Genomic DNA, 22,384 nt, shown 5'->3' on the forward strand with positions numbered 1-22,384 from the left:
GCGAACAGCCCTCATCCCCGGCCCACAGGGACGATCACTACCCTCGCCGCCCGTGACCCGATTGCGCGCGACCCTGGCCCTCGGGCTCGTGCTCGCCGCCGTGCTCGGGCTCACCGGCGCGACCGTGCGCGTGCCCTTCGTGGCCCTCGGCGACGGCCCCACCTTCGACGTCCTCGGCGCCCAGGACGGCCGCACCATCATCGACGTCGGCAGCGGGCTCCCCACCTTCCCGACGACGGGTCGGCTGCGGATGACCACGGTCGCGGTCACCAGCCAGGTCACGTTGTTCGGCGCCGTCGCGATGTGGCTCTCCGGCTCCCACGAGGTGGTGCCGCGCGAGCAGGTCTACCCCACCGGGCAGTCCAGCCAGCAGGTCGACGCCGAGAACACCCGGCAGTTCACGCAGTCCGAGGACGACGCCCAGGACGCCGCCCTGCGCTACCTCGGGTACCCGAGCTCGGTGGAGGTCGGCGACGTCACCACGCCCGGCCCGTCCGCCGGGGTGCTCGCGCGCGGCGACCGGATCGTCGCGATCGGGGGCCGGCCGGTCGCCACCCCGCAGGACGTCGTCGACACCGTCGGCGCGGCCCGGCCCGGGACGCCGCTCGCGGTGGAGGTGCGGCGCGGGGACGCCACGTCGACCGTCACGGTCCCCGTCGCGCCGCGACCCGGGGACGCCGCCCGGGGCTACCTCGGCATCACCGCGGCCTCGGTGGTCGACGCACCGGCGACGATCCGCATCGGGCTCGCGGACGTCGGCGGCCCGTCGGCCGGCCTGATCTTCGCCACCGCCATCGTCGACAAGCTGACCCCGGGCGACCTCACGGGCGGCCGGGACATCGCGGGCACCGGCACCATCGACGCCTCCGGCCGGGTCGGCCCGATCGGCGGCATCCGCTTCAAGATGGACGCCGCGCAGGCCGACGGGGCGACCACCTTCCTGGTGCCCGCGGGCAACTGTTCCGAGGCCGTGCGGACCGCGCCCGGGGGACTGACCCTGGCGCGCGTGTCCGACCTGCGCGAGGGTGTGGCCGCCGTCGAGGCCGTCGCAGCCGGCCGGACCCCGCCGACCTGCTGAGAGTCCGAGATGTCCGACCACAGGGAACCCACACCGGGTCACTAGAGTTCTCTCACGAGAACCCCTCGAATTCTGGAGCGTGACCGCCCGTGGCCAACCGGCCGGCGACCGGGAACCCGCAGCTGTCCCGGCGCACGAAATCGCTGCTCGTCCTGGGCGCGGTCGTGCTCGTGGCCCTCGTCGTGCTGTTCCGGCTGGTCGACATCTACGTCGACTTCGCCTGGTTCGGCGAGGTCGGGTTCCGCAACGTCTTCACCACGGTGCTCGCGACCCGCGTCGTGCAGAGCGTCGTCGCCGCGGTGTTCATGGGCGGGCTGCTCGCCCTGAACCTCTACATCGCCTACCGCACCCGGCCGGTGTTCGTCCCGGTCGCGGGGCCGGAGGACCCGGTCGCGCGCTACCGCACCGTCGTCCTGTCGCACCTGCGGCTGTTCGCGATCGGGATCCCGCTGATCGTCGCGGTCATCGCCGCGCTCTCCGCGCAGAGCGACTGGCAGACCACGCAGCTGTTCCTGCACCAGACGCCGTTCGGCACGGTGGACCCCGTCTTCGGGCACGACATCGGCTTCTACGTGTTCGCCCTGCCGTTCTGGCGCGCGGTGCTCTCGTGGCTGTTCGTCGGGATCGGGGTCAGCTTCGTCGCCGCGCTGGTGGCGCACTACGTCTTCGGCGGCATCCGGCTGGCCGGCCGCAACGGCTCCCTGGCCGGCGCCGCCCGCGCCCACCTAGCCGTCCTCGCCGGGACGTTCGTCCTGCTCAAGGCGGTCGCCTACTTCCTGGACCGCTACGAGCTGCTGTTCTCCGACCGCAAGGCCTCGATCGGCGGCGCGAACTTCTTCGGCGCGAGCTACACCGACCTGAACGCCGCCATGCCGGCCAAGCTGATCCTGCTGCTCATCGCGGTGATCTGCGCGGCCGCGTTCTTCGCCGCGGTGTTCCTGCGCAACCTGCAGATCCCGGCGATCGCGCTCGCCCTGCTCGTGCTCTCCAGCGTGCTGGTCGGCGCCGCGTGGCCGGCCGTGCTGGAGCAGTTCTCGGTGCGCCCGAACGCCAACCAGCGCGAGGCGGTCTCGATCGACCGCAACATCCAGGCCACCAGACAGGCGTTCGGGCTGACGAACGTCAACATCGAGCCGTACGCGGGCGTCACCGACCAGAACGCCGCCGGGGTGCAGCAGACGGTGGCCACCGACCAGGCGACCGTGCCGAACATCCGCCTGCTCGACCCGAACCGGCTCTCGCGCACGTTCACCCAGCTCGAGCAGCGCCGGAACTTCTACGGCTTCCCGGCCACCCTGGACGTCGACCGCTACGCGGTGAACAACCAGCTGCAGGACTACGTCGTGGCGGCGCGGGAGATCGACCCGGACAACCTGGTCGGCAACCAGCAGGACTGGATCAACCGGCACCTCGTCTACACCCACGGCAACGGGTTCGTGGCCGCGCCGGCGAACACCGTCAACGCGCCGCTGGACTCCAACGGCGGCCAGGGCGGCTACCCGCAGTTCCAGGTCTCCGACGTCGACACCCCCGGCCCGTTCGGCCTGCAGCAGCCGCGCATCTACTACGGCGAGCTGGTCAACGGCCCGGACGACTACGCGATCGTCGGCGCCGACCCGGGCACCCCGCCGCGGGAGTACGACACCGACTCGCGGCAGTACACCTACACCGGGACGGGCGGCGTCCCGCTGTCCAACCCGCTGAGCCGGCTCGCGTTCTTCGCCTACTACGGGTTCGAGCGGAACATCCTGTTCAACTCCTCGATCGGCGACAGCTCGCGGATCATGTACAACCGCGACCCGATCACGCGCGTGCAGAAGGTCGCGCCCTGGCTCGAGCTGGACAGCGACGTCTACCCCGCCGTCGTGAACGGGCAGATCAAGTACATCGTCGACGGCTACACGACGCTGCCGCGCTACCCGTACGCGCAGCAGGTGCCGCTCTCCGACGCCACGCGCGACTCGGCGGGGACGGCGCAGCTGGCCCCGCAGACGGCGGGCTACATGCGGAACTCGGTCAAGGCGACCGTGGACGCCTACACCGGCCGGGTCGACCTGTACGAGAACGACCCGACCGACCCGGTGCTGCAGACCTGGGAGAAGGTGTTCCCGGGCGTCGTGCAGCCGGCCTCGGCGGTGCCGCCGGAGCTGCGCGAGCACTACCGCTACCCGGAGGGCATCTTCAAGGTCCAGCGCGACCTGCTGACCCGCTACCACGTCTCGGACCCGAACGAGTTCTACTCGACGGTCTCCTTCTGGGACGTGCCGTCCGACCCGACGTCGGACGCCGCGGCCGCCGCGGGTGACCCGCAGCCGCCGTACTACCTGCTCGCGGACGACCCGCGCCGCGGCGTCGTCAACAGCCCGCAGTTCCAGCTGACGACGGCGCTGGTCAGCCTGCGCCGGGAGTTCCTGTCGGCCTACCTGTCGGTGAGCTCGGACCCGGGCAGCTACGGGCAGATGACCCTGCTCCAGCTCCCCACCGACACGCAGACCCAGGGCCCGCAGCAGGTGCAGACGCAGTTCCTGTCCTCGCCGCAGGTGTCCACGGAGCTGAACCTGCTGCGCCAGCAGGGCACCCAGGTGCTCTACGGGAACCTGCTGACGCTGCCGATCGCGGGCGGGCTGCTCTACGTCGAGCCGGTCTACATCGAGCGCTCGAACCAGGAGTCCTCGTTCCCGCAGCTCTCCCGCGTGCTGGTGAGCTTCGGCGGCCGGATCGGTTACGCCCCGACCCTCGCGGAGGCGCTGACGCAGGTCTTCGGGTCGGCGGGCACGGCCACCGCGACGCCGGGGGCGGCCGGGCAGCCGCAGCAGCCCGCGACCGGCCAGGCCCAGACCCCGCCGGCCGGTCAGGCCCCTGCCACGGCGGGAGTGCCCGCCGCGGGCAACTCGGCGGCGGTCAGTTCCGCGGTGACGTCGATGAACTCGGCGCTCGACCGGCTGCGCACCGCGCAGCAGCAGGGTGACTTCGCCGGGATCGGCCAGGCCCAGCAGGACCTGGCGACCGCGATCAACCAATACCGGTCCGCCCTCGGACAGGCCCCCGGGTGATCGCCCGCTCCACCCCGTCGCGTATCGTTGCCGGTGCGACGCGGGGTGGAGCAGCTCGGTAGCTCGCTGGGCTCATAACCCAGAGGTCACAGGTTCGAATCCTGTCCCCGCTACCACCTCGAAGGGCCCCGCACTCAGGAGTGCGGGGCCCTTCGTCGTTCCGGACGGCGGGCGCGGACTCGCTGCCGCGACCCACCCCCCCTGCGCGCCGCCGGTTCACCGACCGGTAGTGTTCCTGTCATCGCCGGAACGTACGGCGACGGCGCGGGGTGGAGCAGCTCGGTAGCTCGCTGGGCTCATAACCCAGAGGTCACAGGTTCGAATCCTGTCCCCGCTACCACCTAGAAGGGCCCCGCACTCAGGAGTGCGGGGCCCTTCGTGCGTTCAGCGCTCGGCCAGCGAGGCCGGCAGGCGGAACGAGCCGTCGGGGTCCGGGGGGAACCCGTGCACGGCGACGACGGCCGCCACCGGGAGCGGGCCGTAGACGTGCGGGAACCAGGGCCCCGAGGTCTCGACGACGCCGTCGCGCACGCCCGGCTCCCAGCGCACCGGGACCCCCACGAGCCCCGGGTCGACCTCGAGCAGCACGAGGTCCTCGCGGCCGGCGTACAACCGCGTGGCGGGCAGGGCCACCGTGCCCGGGTCCGAGCAGTGCACGAACCCCTCGTCGGCCAACGACGGCGGCGTGAGGACCCCGTCCGCGGCGTCCCAGTCGGCGCGGGCACAGATGTGGAGGATCATGACCCGGGATCCTCGTCCTCACACGTCGCAGGCCATAGTGGGGGCATGCAGGGGAGTGCGTCCGAGATCGTCATGCTCTTCGTCTACTACGTGCTCTTCGTGTTCTACCTGTTCCTCATCGGACGCCTGGTGGTCGAGGTCGTGCGCGGGTTCGCGCGCGACTGGCGGCCCGCCGGCGGCACCGCGGTGAGCCTGGAGATGATGTACCGGGTCACCGACCCGCCCGTGAACCTGCTCAAGCGCCTCATCCCCGCGGTGCGGATCGGGAACATCAGCCTCGACCTGTCGATGCTGATCCTGCTGCTCGTCGTCTTCATCCTGCAGCGGGTCGCGCTGGCCTACTCGATCCGCGGCTGAGCGGCCCGCCACCTCCGGTGGTCGGTCGGCGGCCGACCTGACACGCTGCCTCGGTGACCGCTGCCCGTGACCTGCTGACGTTCGTCTCCTCCGCCGTCCGGAGCCCGGGAGTGATCGGAGCGGTCGCACCGAGCGGACGCGCCCTGTGCGACCTGCTGGCCTCGGTGGCGCCGGCGGACGTGCCCTCGACGGTGGTCGAGCTGGGGCCGGGGACGGGCGTGGTCTCGCAGGCGCTGCGGCGCCGCCTGCCCCCCGGCTCGCGGCACGTCGCGGTCGAGCTCGACCGCAGCATGGTCGGGCTGCTGCGGCGGAACCTGCCGTGGCTCGAGGTGCTGCCCGGCGACGCGAAGGACCTGCAGGAGCTGCTGGCGGACGTCGGGATCGACCACGTCGACGCGGTCGTCAGCGGCCTGCCCTGGACCCTGTTCAGCCGGGACGCCCAGCGCGCGATCATGGACCAGGTGAACCGGGTGCTCGTGCCCGGCGGCGTGTTCACCACGTTCGCCTACGCGCACGTGATGAACCTGCCCACGCAGCGCCGCTTCCGGGAGCTGCTGCAGGAGAGCTTCGACGAGGTCTCGGTCACCCCGATCGTCTGGCGCAACGTGCCGCCGGCGCTGGCCTACCAGTGCCGGAACCGCTGAGCGGGCTCAGACGACCAGCTTCGCCCCGATCACCGCGGCCGACATCTCGCCCGGGGCGGTCGCGTCGCAGAACCCGGTCAGCGCCTCGACGAAGCGCACCGGCTCGTCGCAGTGCGGGAAGTGGCCGGAGGAGTCGAAGATCTCGAGCCGGGACCCCGGCATGAGCGCGGCCGCCCGGTAGGCGTGACCGACCGGGATGATCGGGTCGCGGCGGCCCCAGAGGACCATGGTCGGCAGCCCCTCGGTGAGGTAGAGCCGATCGGTGCCCGACACGCGCTGGCCGGACGGCCCGATGACCCCGCGGATGGTGTCGACGAAGGCGTCCGCGTGGGCCCGCTCGGTCAGCGAGCCGGCGTGGCGCGCGTACTCCACCAGCGACACCTTCTCCGCGGGCGGCAGCGGCAGGGCGGCCGCGGCCCGCAGGGCGCTGACGCCCAGGCCGAGCAGGCCGGACCGGGCGAGCAGGGGCAGCACGACGCCCGCGCCGGGCAGCGACGCCAGACGCAGCGTCGGGCTCACGCCCCGGCCGAGCCCGCCCGAGGAGACCAGCACGAGCCGGGCGCACATCTCCGGGAACTGGTAGGCGAACTGCATCGCCACCCCGCCGCCCAGGGAGTGCCCGACGACCGTGACCCGACGGTGCCCCAGCGCGGCGAGCAGGTCGCGCAGGCCGTTCGCGTACGCGCCCATCGAGAAGTCGCCGCTCGGCCCGGCGGACTCGCCGTGGCCCAGCAGGTCCGGCGCGATCACCCGGTGCCGGCAGCCGTCCTGCTCCAGCCGCCCGAGCACCGGCTCCCAGGTCGACGAGCTGCCCGCGACGCCGTGGAGGAGCACCAGCACCTCGGGGTCCTCACGGTTCCCGGGAGCCACCTCCGGGCAGGCCTCGAGGTAGGCCATGCGGTGGCCGTGCAGGGTGATCGCCCGCCGCGTGGTGCTCATGGCCCGATGGTGTCGCATCCGGCACGTCGACGCCCACCCCGACCCGATCCGGACACCCCGACTCCCTAGCCTGGGCGTCGATGTCACGCTCCCGCGCCGGTGCCGCCGCCCTGCTCACCGCCCTGGGCCTGTTCGCCGCCTGCGGCGGGCAGTCCGCGGGTGCGCCCGCCGCGCCCGCCGCGCCCCCGTCCGGCACGGGCAGCGCCGCGCCCGCCCCGACGACGACCGCCGCTCCGGCCTCGTGCGCGACCCGGACCTACGACCGGCTGACCGAGCCGCAGCGCTTCGCGCAGCTCGTCGTCGTCGGGGTCCCGGCCGGCGGGGTCAGCCAGGCCGCGCGTACGGCGCTCGCCCGGGAGCCGGGCGGGATCATCCTGACCGACGGCGAGTCCGCGTCGAAGGATGCCGTGACGAAGGTCGTGACGAGCGCGCAGGCCACCGGCGGCGCGGAGGTCCCGCTCCTGGTCGCCGCCGACCAGGAGGGCGGCCAGGTGCAGGAGCTGGAGGGCCCGGGCTTCCCGACGATGCCCTCGGCGCTGGCGCAGGGCCGGGACGCGGACGGCCTTCGCGCGGCGGCCAAGGGCTGGGGCGACGCCCTGCGCGACGTCGGGGTGACGGTGAACCTCGCGCCGGTCGCGGACGTCGTCAACCCGGCGCTGGGCGAGGCCAACGCACCCGTCGGGAAGTTCGACCGCCAGTACGGCGACGACGTGGCGACCGCCTCGGCGGGGGTGCAGGCCTTCGTCGCGGGGATGCGTGACGCGGACGTCGCCCCGACCCTGAAGCACTTCCCCGGGCTCGGCGAGGTCCGGCAGAACACCGACTTCGCGGGCGGTGTCGAGGACACGGTGACCGGTCCGGACTCGCCGTCGCTGCAGTCCTTCGCGGCCGGGATGAAGGCCGGGGCCCCGCTGGTGATGATGTCGTCGGCGCGGTACTCGGAGATCGACCCGGACGAGCAGGCACTGTTCTCCTCACGGGTGATGCAGGACCTGCTGCGCGAGCGGCTGGGATTCGACGGCGTGATCATGACCGACGACGTGGGGGCCGCCGCGGCCCTGGAGGACACCCCGGTCGGTGCGCGGGCCACGAAGTTCCTCGCCGCGGGCGGCGACCTGGTCCTCACCATCCGACCCGGCGACCTCGCCCCGATGCTCGATGCGATCACGACGGCGGCCCGCGAGCCCGCCTTCGCGCAGCGGGCGCAGGACGCGGTGCGCCGGGTGCTCACCCTGAAGGAGCAGCAGGGGATCCTCCGCTGTTGATCTTCCTACCCGCCGGTAGTGCGTCCTCGTCGCCGACCTGCGAGAGTGCGGGGTCGTGGACCTGACCTACACGGCGGAGGAGGAGCAGTTCCGGCAGGAGCTGCGCACCTGGCTCGCCGAGAACATCCCCACCGAGTGGACGCGACCGGGCTACTGGGCGACGTTGTCCGACGAGGAGTCCTTCGAGAAGCGCCGGGAGTGGGAGGCGCGCAAGACCGCGGCGGGCTTCTCGGGCATCCAATGGCCCGTCGAGTACGGCGGCCGCGGCGGCACCCCGGGCATGAAGGCCATCTACGACGAGGAGACGGTGCGCGCGCACGCGCCGCAGACGGTCAACGTGCTGGGCCTGACCTTCCTGGCCCCGACGATCATGGCGATCGGCACCGAGGAGCAGAAGGCCGAGATCATCGGGCCGATGCTGCGCAACGAGGTCATCTGGTGCCAGGGCTTCTCCGAGCCCGGCGCGGGATCGGACCTCGCCGCCGTGGCGACGCGCGGCGTGCTCGACGGCGACGAGTACGTCGTCAACGGGCAGAAGATCTGGACGACGAACGCGATGCACGGCGACAAGATCTTCACCATCGTGCGGACCGAGCAGGGCTCGGAACGCCACAAGGGCCTGTCGATGCTGCTGATCGACATGGACCAGCCCGGCGTGGAGGCCCGCCCGCTCAAGCAGATGAGCGGCGCGAGCGAGTTCGGCGAGGTCTTCTTCACCGACGCGCGGGTGAAGGCCACCGACTGCCTCGGCGAGATCGGCCAGGGCTGGCGCACCGCGATGCTGCTGCTCTCCTTCGAGCGTGGCGCCTCGGGCGTCGGGCAGTACACCGAGTTCCGCCGCCAGTACGACGACATCGTCGCCGAGGCGAAGCGCTTCGGCCGGGCGGACGACCCGGTGGCCCGCCAGGAGCTCGCCCGGTGCCTGGTCGAGCTGGAGTGCCTGCGCTACCACGCGATGCACATCCTCACGCAGGTCGAGCAGGGCAAGGACCTCGGCTCGGAGTCGTCGATGACGAAGCTGCAGTGGTCCGAGGCGTTCCAGGACCTCTGGGAGGCCTTCGAGCACGTCCTCGGCCCGGAGGCGACGCTCGCCGCGCCGCGGCCCGACGTCGACCTGTCCCCGTTCCACGCGCAGGACCACTGGTCCCGGTCGGTCACGATCTGGGGCGGCTCGTCGCAGGTCCAGCGCAACATCGTCGCCGAGCGCGTGCTCGGCCTGCCGCGGTAGAGGAGAGGGACGTGTTCTTCGCACTGACCGACGAGCAGCAGGCCTTCGCCTCGACGGTGACCGAGTTCCTCGCCGACCGCTTCGACCTCGAGGCCGTGCGCGGCGTCGTGGAGGACCCGGACGGCGACGGCCACCCGCTGACGCTGTGGAAGGGCCTCGCGGACCAGGGCGCGCTCGCCGTCCTCGTGCCCGAGGAGCACGACGGCCTCGGCCTCGGGCTCGTCGACGCGCAGGTGGTCGCCCGCGCGCTCGGCGCCGGCGTCGCACCCGGCCCGTGGCTCGCGACCGTGCTCGCCGCCGAGGCGCTGCGGATCGCCGGGTCGGCCGAGCAGCAGTCCCGCTGGCTGCCCGCGCTCGCCGCGGGGGAGACCGTCGGCACCGTCGCGCTGCGCGGTGAGGGCGGCGCCTGGGACGGCTCCGGCATCACCGTCGACGCCAACGACGGGAGGTTGAGCGGCTCGGCCTCCCCGGTCGACTACCCCGCCGTCGCCGGCCTGCTCGTGGTCGCGGCCACCGACGCCTCGGGCACGCCGGGGCTCTACCTGGTCGAGGCGGGCGCGTCCGGGCTGACGGTGCGCGACCAGCACACCTACGACGGCACCTCTCGGGTGGGCGCGGTGGAGTTCGCCGACACTCCGGCGGAGCCGCTCGCCTCGGGCGACACGGTGGCCGTGCAGGCCCTGCTGGCCCGCGGCGCGGTGCTCAACGCCGCGGACCTGGTGGGCGTCGCGCGCGAGGCGCTCAACCGCACCGTCGCCTACGACCGCGACCGCAACCAGTTCGGCGTCCCGGTCGGGTCGTTCCAGGCGCTCAAGCACGCCCTGGCCGACCTGCACGTCGCGGTGACGATGGCCGAGCACGCGGTGCTGTTCGCCGCGCACGCGCTGGACAGCGACGACCCCGGGACGCAGATCGCGGTCGCGGTGGCGGGGTCGAAGGCCGCCGACGCCGCGTGGGACGCCACCGGCGCGATGATCCAGTTCTTCGGCGGCATCGGCTTCACGTGGGAGCACGAGGCGCACTTCTTCTACAAGCGCGCCCGCCGTCGGGCCCCGCTGTTCGGGTCGGCGGCCGAGCACCGCGAGGCGCTGGCGGCCCTGACCATGTGACTTCGTCACGTGAGCACTAAGTGGGGCCATAGGCCCACTTAGTGCTCACGAGGGCGGAGCCCACCTTTCGGACAGGTCGGGCTGCGCGTCGGGCCGAGGGGTGATGGCATGACCGCCGTCACCCCTCACCGACGAAGGAGACCCCCGTGGCGAGCACGCCGACCCAGGACGACCGCAGCCTGCTCACGGTGATCGCGCGCATGACCGCGAAGCCGGGCAAGGAGGCCGAGCTGCGGGCCGGGCTCGAGGCGCTGATCCCGACGACGCTGGCCGAGGACGGCAACGTCAACTACGACCTGCACGTCGCCGAGGACGACCCGGCCACGTTCTTCTTCTACGAGAACTGGACCTCCGGCGACAAGCTCGACGCCCACCTCGCGGCCCCGCACCTGGTCGACTTCGCGGGCAAGCTCGACGACCTGCTGGTCGGGGGCGCCGACGGCCTCGTCATCAGCCGGGTCAAGCGGATCGCGTGACGGCCACCCCCTCGTCCGTCGCCTCGGCCATGGCCGGGGCGGCGGCGTCGTGGATCGAGACCCTCGACGACGAGCAGGCGGCGCAGGGCTCGTGGGAGTGGCCCGGCTCGAAGGCCGCGGAGGCCGAACGCCTCCGCTGGTACTACACGCCCACCGACCACGGCGGGCTGACGCTGCACGAGCAGCTGCCGCAGCAGCAGCGGGCGGCGATGCGCCTGCTCGCCACGGGGCTCTCCGAGGCGGCGTACGTGTCCGCGTCGACGATCATGGGCCTGGAGAACGTCCTCGACCTCACCGAGGGGTTCGCCACCGGCTTCGCGCGCGACCGCGGACGCGACCCCGGCATGTACTACCTGCGCGTGTTCGGCGACCCGGAGGGCGACGCGCCCTGGGGCTGGCGCTTCGGCGGCCACCACGTGTCGGTGAACCACCTGGTCGTCGACGGCGAGGCGGTCGCGGGCTCGCCGTGCTTCCTCGGTGCCGACCCGATGGTCTCCCCGCTGCTCGGCGGGCAGGAGCTGCGCCCGCTCGGCGGCATCGAGGACGCGGGGCGCGCCCTGCTGCACGCGCTCGACGCCGGCCAGCGCGAGCGCGCGATCCTGACGCCGACCGCGCCCGCCGACATCATCGGCGCCAACCGCGTCGAGGTCTCGCCCGGCGACCGGCTGATCCCGCTGCCGGACCTGTGGCGCGGCCACTTCGACGACCAGACCCTCGAGGACCGCCTGTGGTCGATGCACGACGGGCTGGAGAGCCGGCTCGGCGTCACCGAGGCCGATCGTGCCGCCACCGAGTTCGCGGCGCGGCCGAAGGGGATCGCCGCCACCGATCTGTCCAGCTCGCAGCGCGACGTGCTGCGTGCGGTCGTCGCGGTCTACCTCGACCGCATGCCGGAGGGCCTCGTCGAGCGGGAGTACGAGCGTCTCGACCTCGGCGCCGTGCACTTCGCCTGGGCCGGGGGAGCCGAGCGCGGCGACCCGCACTACTACCGGCTGGAGGGCCCGGGCCTGCTCGCGGAGTGGGACAACACCCAGCGCGACGTGAACCACGCGCACTCGGTGTGGCGGGTGCCCGGTCACGAGTTCGGCCGCGACGTCCTGGCCGACCACCTGCGCGCGCACCACTGAGGTGTCGGGCGTCCCGGGGCCCGGGATTACCCTGGGGTCGTGGACGACTCGACCGCGACCGAACTCAAGGACCTCGCCGCCAGCCTCGACTCCGTGGAGGCGGCGATGGACCTCGACGGTCTGCGGCGGCAGGTCGCCGAGCTCGAGGCGCAGGTCGCCGCCCCGGACCTCTGGGACGACGTCGACACCGCGCAGAAGCTGACCAGCGAGTTCACGCACAAGCAGGCCGACCTCAAGAAGGCGGAGTCCCTGCGCTCGCGCCTCGACGACCTGACCACGCTCTACGAGATGGCCGACGAGGAGTCCGGCTCGGACGCCACGGAGCTGACCGTCGAGGCCGACGCGGAGCGGGCCAGCCTGCACTCCGACATCGACGCGTTCGAGGTCCGCACCCTGCTCAACGGCGAGTACGACGAGCGCGACGCGCTGGTCACGGTGCGCGCGGAGGCGGGCGGGGTGGACGCCGCCGACTTCGCCGAGATGCTCATGCGGATGTACCTGCGCTGGGCCGAGCGGCACGGCTACCCCACCGAGGTCTACGACACCTCCTACTCCGAGGAGGCGGGCATCAAGTCCGCCACCTTCAAGGTCTCGGCGCCCTACGCCTACGGGACGCTGTCGGTGGAGCAGGGCACGCACCGGCTCGTCCGCATCTCGCCGTTCGACAACCAGGGCCGGCGCCAGACCAGCTTCGCCGGGGTCGAGGTCGCGCCCGTCGTCGAGTCCACAGACCACGTGGAGATCGACGAGAAGGACCTCCGCGTCGACGTCTACCGGTCGTCGGGCCCCGGCGGGCAGGGCGTCAACACCACGGACTCCGCGGTCCGCCTGACGCACATGCCCACCGGCATCGTCGTGAGCTGCCAGAACGAGCGCTCGCAGCTGCAGAACAAGGCGACCGCGATGACGGTGCTGGCTGCCAAGCTGCTCGAGCGCCGCCGCGCCGAGGAGCGGGCGCTGCTGGACTCGCTCAAGGACTCCGGCTCGTCCTGGGGCAACCAGATGCGCTCGTACGTGCTGCACCCGTACCAGATGGTCAAGGACCTGCGGACCAACCAGGAGACCTCGCAGACCTCGCAGGTGCTCGACGGGTTCATCGACGACTTCCTGGACGCGGGCGTCCGCTGGCGCAAGCAGACCGAGGCCGCGGCGTAGCCGGGGTTCGCCCGTCCGGGAAGATCATCGCCGCCCAGTAGCATCGCGCCCCGTGCTCCGGCTCGAGAACGTCTCGAAGATCTATCCGACGTCCGCGCGGCCGGCGCTCGACGACGTCTCGGTCGACGTCGAGGCGGGTGAGTTCGTCTTCCTGATCGGCCCGTCGGGCTCCGGGAAGTCGACGCTGCTGCGCCTGCTGCTCCGCGAGGAGACGCCGACGCGCGGAAACGTCTACGTCGCGAACTGGAACGTCGCCCGCCTGGCGAACCGGAAGGTGCCGCGGCTGCGCCAGCGGATGGGGTGCGTGTTCCAGGACTTCCGGCTGCTGCCCAACCGCAGCGTGGGCGACAACGTCGCGTTCGCCCTCGAGGTGACCGGGAAGTCCGAGCACACCATCCGGGCCGTCGTGCCGGAGATGCTCGAGCTGGTCGACCTGACCGGCAAGGCCGACCGGATGCCCGCCGAGCTCTCCGGCGGCGAGGCCCAGCGGGTGGCGATCGCGCGGGCGCTGGCCAACCGCCCGCTGGTCCTGCTCGCGGACGAGCCCACCGGCAATCTCGACCCCGAGACCAGCGACGACATCATGCTGCTGCTCGACCGCATCAACCGCGCCGGCACGACGGTGCTGATGGCGACGCACGACCGCCAGATCGTCGACGCGATGCGCCGCCGGGTGGTGGAGCTGCACCTCGGTCGGCTGGCCCGCGACGACGCCCGGGGCGTCTACGGGGCCCGGCGATGAACGGACTGGCCTTCGTCTGGCGGGAGGCCCTCGCCGGGCTGCGGCGCAACGTCACCATGAGCGTGGCGATGATGCTCACGACGGCGATCTCGCTCGGCATGCTCGGCGCGGGGCTCCTCGCGGTGCGCACCATCGACCGCACGCAGGACCTCTACTACTCCCAGCTCGCGGTGCAGGTGGCACTGGACGAGCCGACGAGCGCCGGCGACCCGGACTGCTCCAGCCCGGTGTGTGCGGGGCTGCGCGGCCAGCTCCAGGGCGATCCCCTGGTGGCGGGGGTGACCTACGAGTCCCGGGAGCAGGCCTACCAGCGCTTCCTGCGGATCTACGCCGGCCAGTCGATCCTGCAGCTCGTCCGCCCGCAGTCGCTGCCCGCGACGCTGCGGGTCACGCTGGAGGACCCGACCCGCGGCGACGCGCTGGTCGCGGGCTACTCGACCCGACCCGGCGTCCGGAACGTGGTCGACCAGCGCCGCCTCGTCGAGGACCTCTTCACCTTCCTCGGCAGCGTGCGCAACGCCGCCTTCGGGCTCGCCTCGGTGCAGGCGCTGGCGGCCCTGCTGCTGATCTCGAACACCATCCAGGTCTCGGCGTTCACGCGACGGACCGAGGTGGGCATCATGCGGCTGGTCGGCGCCACCCGCTGGTACACCCAGGTGCCGTTCCTCATCGAGGCGGTGATCACCGGCGTGGTCGGGGCCGTCCTCGCGACGGTGGGCCTGGTGCTCGGGAAGCTGTTCTTCATCGACCGGCTGCTGTCCGGGCGCCTGATCTCCAACGCGATCCCCGCCGTCGGGATGAGCGACGTCCTGTTGTTCGTTGCACCCTTGTTGCTCGTGATCGGCGCTGCGATCGCGACGGCCACCGGGTATGTCACCCTGCGGCTGTACGTGCGCAACTGAGGAGGAGGACCTCGTGGCCAAGACGGCCGTCCCCACGGACTCGGGCCGCTCGAAGGAGAAGGCGTCGAAGAAGGCGTCGTCCAACCGGCCCGAGGAGCGACGCAAGATCGTCGCCACCAACCGTAAGGCGAAGTACGACTACCAGGTCCTCGACGTCTACGAGGCCGGGATCGCCCTGCAGGGCACCGAGGTGAAGAGCCTGCGGGCCGGGCGGGTCTCGCTCGCCGACGCGTTCGCCACCGTCACCGACGGCGAGGTCTGGCTGCGCGGCCTGCACATCCAGGAGTACGACTTCGGGTCCTGGACCAACCACGAGCCGCGCCGGCACCGCAAGCTGCTGCTGCACCGCGGGGAGATCGAGCGGCTCATCGGCAAGACCCGCGAGGGCGGCATGACGCTCGTCCCGCTCTCGGTGTACTTCTCCGGCGGCCTGTGCAAGATCGAGCTGGCCCTGGTGAAGGGCAAGGCGGCGCACGACAAGCGGCAGGCCATGGCCGAGCGCGACGCGAAGCGGGAGGCCGAGCGCATCGTCGGGCGCCGGATCAAGGGGTGGTAGAGCGGCTGACGTCCGACGAGGACGTCGAGCCCTGGGTCCGGTCCCTCGGGCTCGGTCCCGACGGCCGGTCGGGGCTGGTCGACGTGCACGTGCACTTCCTGCCCGACCGGATGCTGCAGAAGGTCTGGGCCTACTTCGACGACGCGGTCACGCACTACGGCTACGACTGGCCGATCCACTACCGCGCGCCGGAGCCCGAGCGGCTCGCCACCCTGCGGTCGTTCGGGGTCGAGGCCTTCGCGCCGCTGGTCTACCCGCACAAGCCCGACATGGCGGCGTGGCTGACCGGGTGGGCGCTGGACTGGGCGGCCGAGGTCGGGGAGGCGGTGCCGACGGCGACCCTGTTCCCGGAGGAGTCGGTGACGACCTACCTCGCCGACGCGGTCGATCGCGGCGCGCGACTGGTCAAGGCGCACGTGCAGGTCGGCGGCTACGACCCGCGCGACCCGCTGCTCGACCCGGCGTGGGGCCTGCTCGCCGAGGCCGGGGTGCCGGTGATCGCGCACTGCGGCGACGGCCCGATCCCGGGTCGGCACACCGGCATCGACATCATCGGCGAGGTGATGGACCGGCACCCGCGCCTGCCGCTGGTCCTGGCCCACGCCGGGCTCCCCGACTACGACGCGGCCCTGGCCCTCGTGGCGCGGCACCCGGCGGTGCGGCTGGACACGACGATGGTCGGCACGCCGTTCACCGAGGCGTTCGCCCCGCTGCCCGCGGACTGGCCGGCCCGGCTGGCCGACCTCGCGGGGGAGGGCCGGGTCGTCCTGGGCACCGACTTCCCGAACATCCCCTACGGCTACTGGCACCAGCTCGAGGCGATCCGCACCTGGGCGGCGGCCGACGAGCGGCTCGGCGAGGCCTTCCTGCGCTCGGTGTTGTACGACGCACCGGCCGCACTGGTCGGTCACGGATGATCGCGCCGCGGGTGGACGTTATGATGGGCAGTCCCGCCGGGAACATCGGTGGGAGAAGGGGGTGACTGGTTTCGACTCCGGACGGTTGATCAGGAGAAGCGTGCCGAGGAAGGCGACGATGATCTCGATAACCACCCGTCGCAAAGAAATAAGCGCCGAGAACAGTACTCAGCGCGACCTCCAGCTCGCTGCCTAAGTAGCGACTGAGGTCTGTCGGCCCGGGTTCGTTCCCGACCCGGTCGCCGGCATCAGCTAGGGGACTCCACCGTCGGGCCCGGTCACGGGGCCCGGCGGGACATCGAACAGTGACTGGGGTCGTCACGCCGGCGTGTCTGCACGATCGGCGGACCCGAGTAGAGACGACGCAGACTGCGCACGGAGAAGTCCTGACAGGTGTTCGGAGGACCCGGGTTCGATTCCCGGCACCTCCACCCCTCGACGAGGCCGGAGAGCGGATCGCTCTCCGGCCTTTGTCGTATCCGGATGGGACGCCCGCGCGGCCGGCGCGTGACGCGACCGGCACGAGATCCTCGTCGCGGTGACCGGGTCGGCGAACGGTGTCGACCTTCCCTCGGTCGGGGCGCTACGGTCACCCGGCCGAGCTATCTGGTTGGCACCAGTGCTGCACGCCGTGAGGCAGGGGGAGCGTCGTGACCGCCGACGGAACGGTCGAGACGACCGGGTCGACCCGGGACGGTGACGACGGGTCCGCGTCCGACACGCAGCGTGTCCTCGTCGACACCCAGGGCGAGACGGCGACGGACGTGCTCGTCACCGGCGCGGCCGACGCCGCGGTCCGCGGGGTCGACGAGGTCCTCGGCCGTGAGGTCCGGCTGGTCACCCTCCCGCCGACCTCCGGGGACGCCCTCTCCGACCGCATCGAGCAGGTCCGCCACCTCGCGCGTCTGCACCACCCGCACCTGCTCGAGGTCTACGACGTCGACGGGCTCGCGCCGGACACCGAGAGCACGCTGGTGCTCGAGAGCGTCAGCGGGGAGCCGCTGCCGTTGGTGCTGCGCGACGGGCCGCTCCCCGCGGCGGACCTCGCCCGCATGGGCGCCCAGCTCGCGTCGGCCCTCGCGCACGCCCACGCCCACCACGTGGAGCACGGCGCGATCGGACCCGCCAGCATCCTCGTGAACCGCGGCGGGCCCGAGGCGTGGCTGGTCGGCCTCACCGCCTCGCTGTCCGGTCCGCTGCCGGTGGTCGCGGAGACCGACGACGCCGCGGCCCGCCGGTCCGCCGACGTCCGGGCCCTCGTGCGGACGCTCGCCGAGGTCGCCCGGCCCGAGCCCGACGAGCAGGACGACGCGGTCACGGTCCCCACCACCCGCACCGCCCCGGACGACGACCCGCTGGCCGCTCCGCTGCTCGCGCTGCTGCGCGACGCCGACGGCCCGCTCCCGCCGTCCGCGGCGGCGCTGTCCGAGCGGCTCAACCGGCTCGGCCGCGATGACACCCCGGCGACGGACGACGCCGCGGCCGCCCGCCTGGTGCCGGTCGTCGCGTCCTGGTCGGAGAGCCCGTCCGTGCCCGGCGACACCGGGCCGACCGCCTGGTCGCCCGCCGTCGCCGTCGGGCCGGCGGTGCACACGCGCGGGTCGCAGGGCGTGACGCCGCTCGCGGTCGTCCCGGGTCCGCGGGCGGGCCGGGCCGGGGTGCTCGCCGCCGCGACCGCCACGCTCGCGCTCGCCTCCGGCCTGGTCATCTGGGCGGGGGAGTCGCACGTGGTCCGGCAGGAGCCGCAGGCCGAGGTGGCCGCCTCGCCGGCGTCCGTGCCGCGCGGGTTCCCGCCGTTCCTGCCCGTCGCCCCGGTGGTGCCGGCGTTCGCCGACGACGACGGGGAGTCGTCGGGCCGGAGCGACTCCGGGGAGACCGCGGCCGCGTCGGCGCCGTCGTCGGAGTCCCCGACGACGACCTCCACGACCTCGACGACGCCGCAGGGGACGACCAGCGGGCCGACGACGCCGTCGCGCGACACGACCCCGCCGGTCGTCCCGCCGCCGACCGGGCCGACGGGTCCGACCGGACCGACCGGGACGCCCCCGACGACGACGAGCTCGCCGGCCCCCACGCAGCCCACGACGCCGCCGACCACCACCACGGAGCCGACGACGCCGTCGACGACCACCTCGGTCCCGGGGTCGACGCCCCCGCCCGCCACGACGCCGACCGCCACGACGCCGCCTGCGACCCCGCCGCCCGGGACCACGACCACGACGACGCCGGTCACGACGACCACGACGACCACCCCGATCGCGGGGCAGATGCTCGCGTTCGCGCTGGGGCTGTAGCCCGCTCCGCACCGAGTGCGACGTGGCGCAGGTTCGCGCACCCGAATCCTGCGTGGTGTCGCGCTCGGCACGCGGCCGCGGGTCGCCCGTCGCGCGAGTGCGACGTGGCGCAGGTCCTGCGCCGCTGATTCCTGCGTGGTGTGGCACTCGGCGGCCGGGTGGGGATCCCGGCGCCCCGTGAGCGCGGCGTAGCGTCGATTTCCGCGGAGCCGGAGAGGGACCCCCGGGCCGTCGAGGAGGACGTGGATGTCCGTCGCGGCCGAGCGCCGTGCCGCCCTGCCGTGGGAGGTCTGGGCGCTGCTGGCCGGGAGCTTCCTGGTCGCCGCGGGCTACGGGATCGTCGCGCCGGCGCTGCCAGTGTTCGCGCAGACGTTCGGGGTCGGGGTGACGGCCGCGGCCGCCGTCGTCAGCGCCCTGCCGGTCCTGCGCCTGCTGTTCGCCCCGGTGTCCGGGCGGCTCGTGGCCCGGGTCGGCGAGCGGGCGATGTACCTGACCGGCCTGATGGTGGTCGCGGCGTCGACCGGTGCGTGCGCGCTGGCGACGAGCTACGTCCAGCTGCTGGTGTTCCGTGGTCTCGGCGGGATCGGCTCGACGATGTTCTCGGTCTCGGCGTTCTCGCTGATCTTCCGGCTCGCTCCCGAGGGCCGGCGCGGCCAGCTCAGCGGGCTGTTCACGGGGGCGTTCCTGCTGGGCGGCATCTGCGGGCCGGCCTTCGGGGGCGGGCTGGTCGCGGTCGACGTGCGCGCGCCGTTCCTGGTCTACGCGCTGGCGCTGGTGCTCGCGACCGCCGTCGTCGGGATCCTCCTGGCGCGGTCGAGCACGATCGGGGCCCGGCGCGACGATCCCGACGTCGCGCCGCTGACGCTCACCGGGGCCCTGCGCTTCCCGGTCTACCGGGCCGCCCTGGCCTCGGGGCTCGCGACCGGCTGGGCGGTGCAGGGGGTGCGGGTCGCGCTCGTGCCGCTGTTCGTCGCGGTGGCGCTCGGGCGCGAACCGCTGTGGGCGGGGGTCGCGCTGGCCGTGTTCGCGGTCGGCGACGGCGCGATGCTGCTGGCCACCAGCGGGCTGTCCGACCGCCGCGGCCGCAGGCCGGTGGTGATCGCCGGCCTCGCGACGGTCGCCGTCGGGACCGCCTGCCTCGGACTCTTCCCCAGCCTCGTCGTGCTGCTGGTGGCGTCGTTGCTGGCCGGTGCCGGAGCCGGCCTGCTGCAACCGGCGCAGGGGGCGGCGGTCGCGGACCTGGTGGGGTCGCGCCGCTCGGGCGGCCCGGCGCTCTCGGGGTTCCAGATGGCCACGGACGTCGGCGCGATCGTCGGGCCGATCGCCGCGGGTGCCCTGGCGGAGGGGCTGGGCTTCGGCGCTGCCTTCGCCGTGTCGGGCGCGATCGCCGTCGCCGCCCTGCTCGTCTGGCTGTCGGTCGGTTCACGCGCGGAGGAGCCGGGCACCCGCGACGCATGAGCATCGGGCCGAAGAGCGTGCCCAGCGGGGTCCGGGAGACCTACGGCGAGGCGATCGACGCGGAGCTGGACGGCGTCGACCCGGAGGCCCCGCTGTGGGTCTTCGGCGACCAGCTGGGGCCCGCGGTCCATCAGCTCCCGCAGCACGCCGACCGCGAGGTCGTGCTCGTCGAGTCGTCGGCGGTGCTGCGCCGCCGCCGCTACCACCGGCAGAAGCTGCACCTGCTGCTCTCCGGGATGCGCCACCTGGACGACCAGCTCGGCGACCGCTCCACCTACCACCGCACCACGAGCTACCGCGAGGCGCTGGAGAAGGTGGGCCGCCCCGTCGTCGTGCACGAGCCGACGTCGTGGGCCGCCAAGGACTTCGTGGACGGGCTGCGCGAGGAGGGCCTCGTCGCGGCGGTCCTCCCCACGACGACGTTCGCGCGGCCCAAGACGGAGTTCGCCGCGTGGGCGGGCGAGGACCGCTCGTTCACGATGGAGAACTTCTACCGCAACCAGCGGAAGCGGTTCGACGTGCTTATGGAGGGCGAGTCGCCGGTCGGCGGGAAGTGGAACCTCGACCACGACAACCGCGAGGAGCCGCCGAAGCGCGAGACGCTCGGCGTGAAGGACCCGTGGTGGCCGACCGAGGACGGCATCGACGACGAGGTCCGCCGCGACCTCGACGCGATGGATCTCCCGACGGTCGGACAGGACGGCCCGCGGCGGTTCGCCGTGACCCCGGACGAGGCCCGCCGCGCCCTCAAGCGGTTCGTGGACCACCGGCTGGACCCCTTCGGGCCGTACGAGGACGCGGTGCTGGCCAAGGACCCGACCATGGCGCACTCGCTGCTGTCCGTGCCGCTCAACCTCGGTGTCCTGCACCCGTTCGACGCCGTGCACGCCGCCGAGGAGGCCTATCACGACGGGACGGCCCGGCTGAACTCCGTGGAGGGCTTCGTCCGGCAGATCCTGGGGTGGCGCGAGTACATCTGGCACCTGTTCTGGCACTTCGGCCGGGACTACCACCGCTCCAACGAGCTCGACGCGAAGCGCCCGCTGCCGGACTTCTGGACCGAGCTCGACGGGGACGCCGTCACCGCGGCCTGTCTGGGCCACACGATGAACGAGCTCCGCGACCGCGGCTGGGTGCACCACATCCCGCGCCTGATGATCCTCGGCAACCACGCGCTGCAGCGCGGGTACCGGCCCGACCAGCTCACGGAGTGGTTCACGACGTCGTTCGTGGACGGGTTCGCGTGGGTGATGCCGACCAACGTGGTGGGGATGAGCCAGCACGCCGACGGCGGGCGGCTCGCGACGAAGCCGTACGCGTCCGGTGGGGCGTACCTCAACCGCATGACCGACCACTGCGGCCGGTGCGCCTTCGACCCCAAGGTGCGGGTGGGGGAGAAGGCCTGCCCCTTCACCGCCGGGTACTGGCAGTTCGTGCACCGCCACCAGAACCTGCTGCGGGGCAACCAGCGCACCGCCCGGGCCGTCGCGACGATGGACCGGCTGAAGGACCTCGACGCGGTCCTGGAGCAGGAGCAGGGCCGTACGGAGTTCTGATCGCGGCTGGCTACGGTGGTCGGCATGGCCAAGCAGCGCGCACGGGGCCGCGGTTCCGCCCCGACGATCGGGCGGTCGAGGACCCCGACGATCATCGCCGTCGTCACCCTGCTGGTGCTGGTCGGGGTGATCGCGGTCGCGGTCATCTCCGCCCAGTCGAACCGGGACGCCGCGCTGCCGGTCAACCAGCCGATCACGCCGGTGAACGCCACCTACCAGACCCGGGTCGACGGCGGCACGATCGCCGCGGGCAGCGGCCCGACCACGATCGACGTCTACGAGGACGCCCTCTGCCCGGCCTGCAAGCAGTTCGAGTCGGTGTACGGCGAGCGCTTCACCGACGCCCTCAACGCGGGCCGGGTGACCGTCCGCTACCACATGGTCAACCTGCTCGAGCAGCAGTCGACGCCGCCCGGCTACTCGACGGCCGGCGGCAACGCGCTGATGTGCGCGGCCGCGAACGGCGGGTTCCCGACGCTGCACAAGACCCTCTACGAGCGCCAGCCCTCCGAGGGCGGGGCCGGCTACACCGTCGACGACCTCGTCACCCTGGGCCGCAACGCGGGTGCCGGACCCGGCTACGAGGCCTGTGTGCGGGGGAACACCTACGGCGCGGCGGTCGCGCAGAACTACCAGCAGGCCTCCACCGACCCGCGGCTGCAGCAGACCTCCGGGGGCAGCACCGGCTTCGGGACGCCGACCATCGTCGTGAACGGTCAGCTCGCCGAGCCGAACTCGCCGCAGCTCAGCGCGGCGCTCGGGTAGGCGCCACCCCCGCCGTCGGCCG

Annotated in this window: 20 protein-coding genes, 2 tRNA genes and 1 other RNA gene; 21 read left to right on the top strand and 2 right to left on the bottom strand. The window is 73.0% G+C overall.

Annotated features, from left to right (window positions below; translation table 11 throughout):
* Positions 1-52: 52 nt before the first annotated feature.
* From WCD74_RS07540 to WCD74_RS07555, 4 genes are all read left to right on the top strand, one after another.
* On the top strand, positions 53-1,078 hold the full coding sequence (locus WCD74_RS07540; RefSeq protein WP_337694203.1) for a YlbL family protein: 1,026 nt from the start codon (positions 53-55) through the stop codon (positions 1,076-1,078).
* Positions 1,079-1,167: 89 nt separating this feature from the next.
* On the top strand, positions 1,168-4,131 hold the full coding sequence (locus WCD74_RS07545; protein ID WP_337694204.1) for a UPF0182 family protein: 2,964 nt from the start codon (positions 1,168-1,170) through the stop codon (positions 4,129-4,131).
* Positions 4,132-4,170: 39 nt separating this feature from the next.
* A tRNA-Met gene (locus tag WCD74_RS07550) sits at positions 4,171-4,247 on the top strand.
* A 147-nt stretch (positions 4,248-4,394) separates the two neighbouring features.
* Positions 4,395-4,471 (top strand) — tRNA-Met (locus WCD74_RS07555).
* 44 nt (positions 4,472-4,515) lie between these two features.
* Here the strand turns inward: WCD74_RS07555 and WCD74_RS07560 are convergent.
* Positions 4,516-4,872, bottom strand: coding sequence for a DUF952 domain-containing protein (locus WCD74_RS07560; protein WP_337694205.1), 357 nt, complete (start codon positions 4,870-4,872; stop codon positions 4,516-4,518).
* 45 nt (positions 4,873-4,917) lie between these two features.
* Between WCD74_RS07560 and WCD74_RS07565 the strand changes: the two genes are divergently transcribed.
* Together WCD74_RS07565 and WCD74_RS07570 are read left to right on the top strand one after the other, a co-directional pair.
* On the top strand, positions 4,918-5,229 hold the full coding sequence (locus tag WCD74_RS07565; protein ID WP_337694206.1) for a YggT family protein: 312 nt from the start codon (positions 4,918-4,920) through the stop codon (positions 5,227-5,229).
* A gap of 53 nt (positions 5,230-5,282) precedes the next feature.
* Positions 5,283-5,873, top strand: coding sequence for a class I SAM-dependent methyltransferase (locus WCD74_RS07570; protein ID WP_337694207.1), 591 nt, complete (start codon positions 5,283-5,285; stop codon positions 5,871-5,873).
* 6 nt (positions 5,874-5,879) lie between these two features.
* Here WCD74_RS07570 and WCD74_RS07575 read toward each other — a convergent pair whose 3' ends face one another.
* Positions 5,880-6,812: an alpha/beta fold hydrolase gene (locus WCD74_RS07575; RefSeq protein WP_337694208.1), complete on the bottom strand. Its 933-nt coding sequence runs from the start codon at positions 6,810-6,812 to the stop codon at positions 5,880-5,882.
* 80 nt (positions 6,813-6,892) lie between these two features.
* Here WCD74_RS07575 and WCD74_RS07580 point away from each other — a divergent pair, with 80 nt between their 5' ends.
* The 15 genes from WCD74_RS07580 to WCD74_RS07650 all read left to right on the top strand — a co-directional run bounded on the left by WCD74_RS07580 (position 6,893) and on the right by WCD74_RS07650 (position 22,362).
* Positions 6,893-8,077: a glycoside hydrolase family 3 N-terminal domain-containing protein gene (locus WCD74_RS07580; protein ID WP_337694209.1), complete on the top strand. Its 1,185-nt coding sequence runs from the start codon at positions 6,893-6,895 to the stop codon at positions 8,075-8,077.
* 55 nt (positions 8,078-8,132) lie between these two features.
* Positions 8,133-9,305, top strand: coding sequence for an acyl-CoA dehydrogenase family protein (locus WCD74_RS07585; protein ID WP_337694210.1), 1,173 nt, complete (start codon positions 8,133-8,135; stop codon positions 9,303-9,305).
* Between the two features lie 11 nt (positions 9,306-9,316).
* Positions 9,317-10,414 carry an acyl-CoA dehydrogenase family protein gene (locus WCD74_RS07590; RefSeq protein ID WP_337694211.1) on the top strand — a complete coding sequence of 366 codons (1,098 nt, stop codon included), beginning with the start codon at positions 9,317-9,319 and terminating at the stop codon, positions 10,412-10,414.
* A gap of 146 nt (positions 10,415-10,560) precedes the next feature.
* Positions 10,561-10,890, top strand: a complete 330-nt coding sequence (locus tag WCD74_RS07595) for a putative quinol monooxygenase (RefSeq protein WP_337694212.1) — start codon at positions 10,561-10,563, stop codon at positions 10,888-10,890.
* Entirely contained in the window at positions 10,887-12,017 is a 1,131-nt protein-coding gene (locus WCD74_RS07600; protein ID WP_337694213.1) for a DUF3500 domain-containing protein, read from the top strand. The genes WCD74_RS07595 and WCD74_RS07600 overlap by 4 nt, the downstream gene beginning before the upstream one ends.
* Before the next feature lie 39 nt (positions 12,018-12,056).
* Complete coding sequence (prfB, locus tag WCD74_RS07605) at positions 12,057-13,172, top strand: peptide chain release factor 2 (protein ID WP_337694214.1); 1,116 nt, start codon at positions 12,057-12,059, stop codon at positions 13,170-13,172.
* A gap of 52 nt (positions 13,173-13,224) precedes the next feature.
* A complete protein-coding gene (gene ftsE, locus WCD74_RS07610) occupies positions 13,225-13,914 on the top strand; it encodes a cell division ATP-binding protein FtsE (protein ID WP_337694215.1) in 690 nt (229 codons plus the stop codon).
* A complete protein-coding gene (gene ftsX / locus WCD74_RS07615) occupies positions 13,911-14,816 on the top strand; it encodes a permease-like cell division protein FtsX (protein ID WP_337694216.1) in 906 nt (301 codons plus the stop codon). Before ftsE ends, ftsX begins: the two co-directional genes overlap by 4 nt.
* A gap of 13 nt (positions 14,817-14,829) precedes the next feature.
* A complete protein-coding gene (gene smpB, locus WCD74_RS07620) occupies positions 14,830-15,372 on the top strand; it encodes an SsrA-binding protein SmpB (protein ID WP_337694217.1) in 543 nt (180 codons plus the stop codon).
* Positions 15,366-16,289, top strand: coding sequence for an amidohydrolase family protein (locus WCD74_RS07625; protein WP_337694218.1), 924 nt, complete (start codon positions 15,366-15,368; stop codon positions 16,287-16,289). Before smpB ends, WCD74_RS07625 begins: the two co-directional genes overlap by 7 nt.
* A gap of 57 nt (positions 16,290-16,346) precedes the next feature.
* Positions 16,347-16,723, top strand: a transfer-messenger RNA (tmRNA) gene (ssrA, locus tag WCD74_RS07630).
* A 216-nt stretch (positions 16,724-16,939) separates the two neighbouring features.
* The gene (locus WCD74_RS07635; protein WP_337694219.1) at positions 16,940-18,583 is read left to right on the top strand and encodes a protein kinase family protein; all 1,644 of its coding nucleotides are present in this window, start codon (positions 16,940-16,942) and stop codon (positions 18,581-18,583) included.
* Between the two features lie 246 nt (positions 18,584-18,829).
* Positions 18,830-20,041, top strand: a complete 1,212-nt coding sequence (locus WCD74_RS07640; protein WP_337694220.1) for an MFS transporter — start codon at positions 18,830-18,832, stop codon at positions 20,039-20,041.
* Positions 20,038-21,597, top strand: a complete 1,560-nt coding sequence (locus tag WCD74_RS07645; protein ID WP_337694221.1) for a cryptochrome/photolyase family protein — start codon at positions 20,038-20,040, stop codon at positions 21,595-21,597. The genes WCD74_RS07640 and WCD74_RS07645 overlap by 4 nt, the downstream gene beginning before the upstream one ends.
* A gap of 24 nt (positions 21,598-21,621) precedes the next feature.
* Positions 21,622-22,362, top strand: coding sequence for a DsbA family protein (locus tag WCD74_RS07650; RefSeq protein ID WP_337694222.1), 741 nt, complete (start codon positions 21,622-21,624; stop codon positions 22,360-22,362).
* Positions 22,363-22,384: the final 22 nt, after the last annotated feature.

The organism is Actinomycetospora aurantiaca (assembly GCF_037401875.1).
Lineage (GTDB): Bacteria > Actinomycetota > Actinomycetes > Mycobacteriales > Pseudonocardiaceae > Actinomycetospora > Actinomycetospora aurantiaca.

Bases quoted from the DNA above. Each gene is read 5' to 3' on its own strand.
- WCD74_RS07565 (WP_337694206.1), top strand. From the start codon at position 4,918: ATGCAGGGGAGTGCGTCCGAGATCGTCATGCTCTTCGTCTACTACGTG.
- WCD74_RS07645 (WP_337694221.1), top strand. From the start codon at position 20,038: ATGAGCATCGGGCCGAAGAGCGTGCCCAGCGGGGTCCGGGAGACCTAC.
- WCD74_RS07640 (WP_337694220.1), top strand. From the start codon at position 18,830: ATGTCCGTCGCGGCCGAGCGCCGTGCCGCCCTGCCGTGGGAGGTCTGG.
- WCD74_RS07575 (WP_337694208.1), bottom strand. From the start codon at position 6,812: ATGAGCACCACGCGGCGGGCGATCACCCTGCACGGCCACCGCATGGCC.
- WCD74_RS07560 (WP_337694205.1), bottom strand. From the start codon at position 4,872: ATGATCCTCCACATCTGTGCCCGCGCCGACTGGGACGCCGCGGACGGG.
- ftsX (WP_337694216.1), top strand. From the start codon at position 13,911: ATGAACGGACTGGCCTTCGTCTGGCGGGAGGCCCTCGCCGGGCTGCGG.
- WCD74_RS07650 (WP_337694222.1), top strand. From the start codon at position 21,622: ATGGCCAAGCAGCGCGCACGGGGCCGCGGTTCCGCCCCGACGATCGGG.
- WCD74_RS07580 (WP_337694209.1), top strand. From the start codon at position 6,893: ATGTCACGCTCCCGCGCCGGTGCCGCCGCCCTGCTCACCGCCCTGGGC.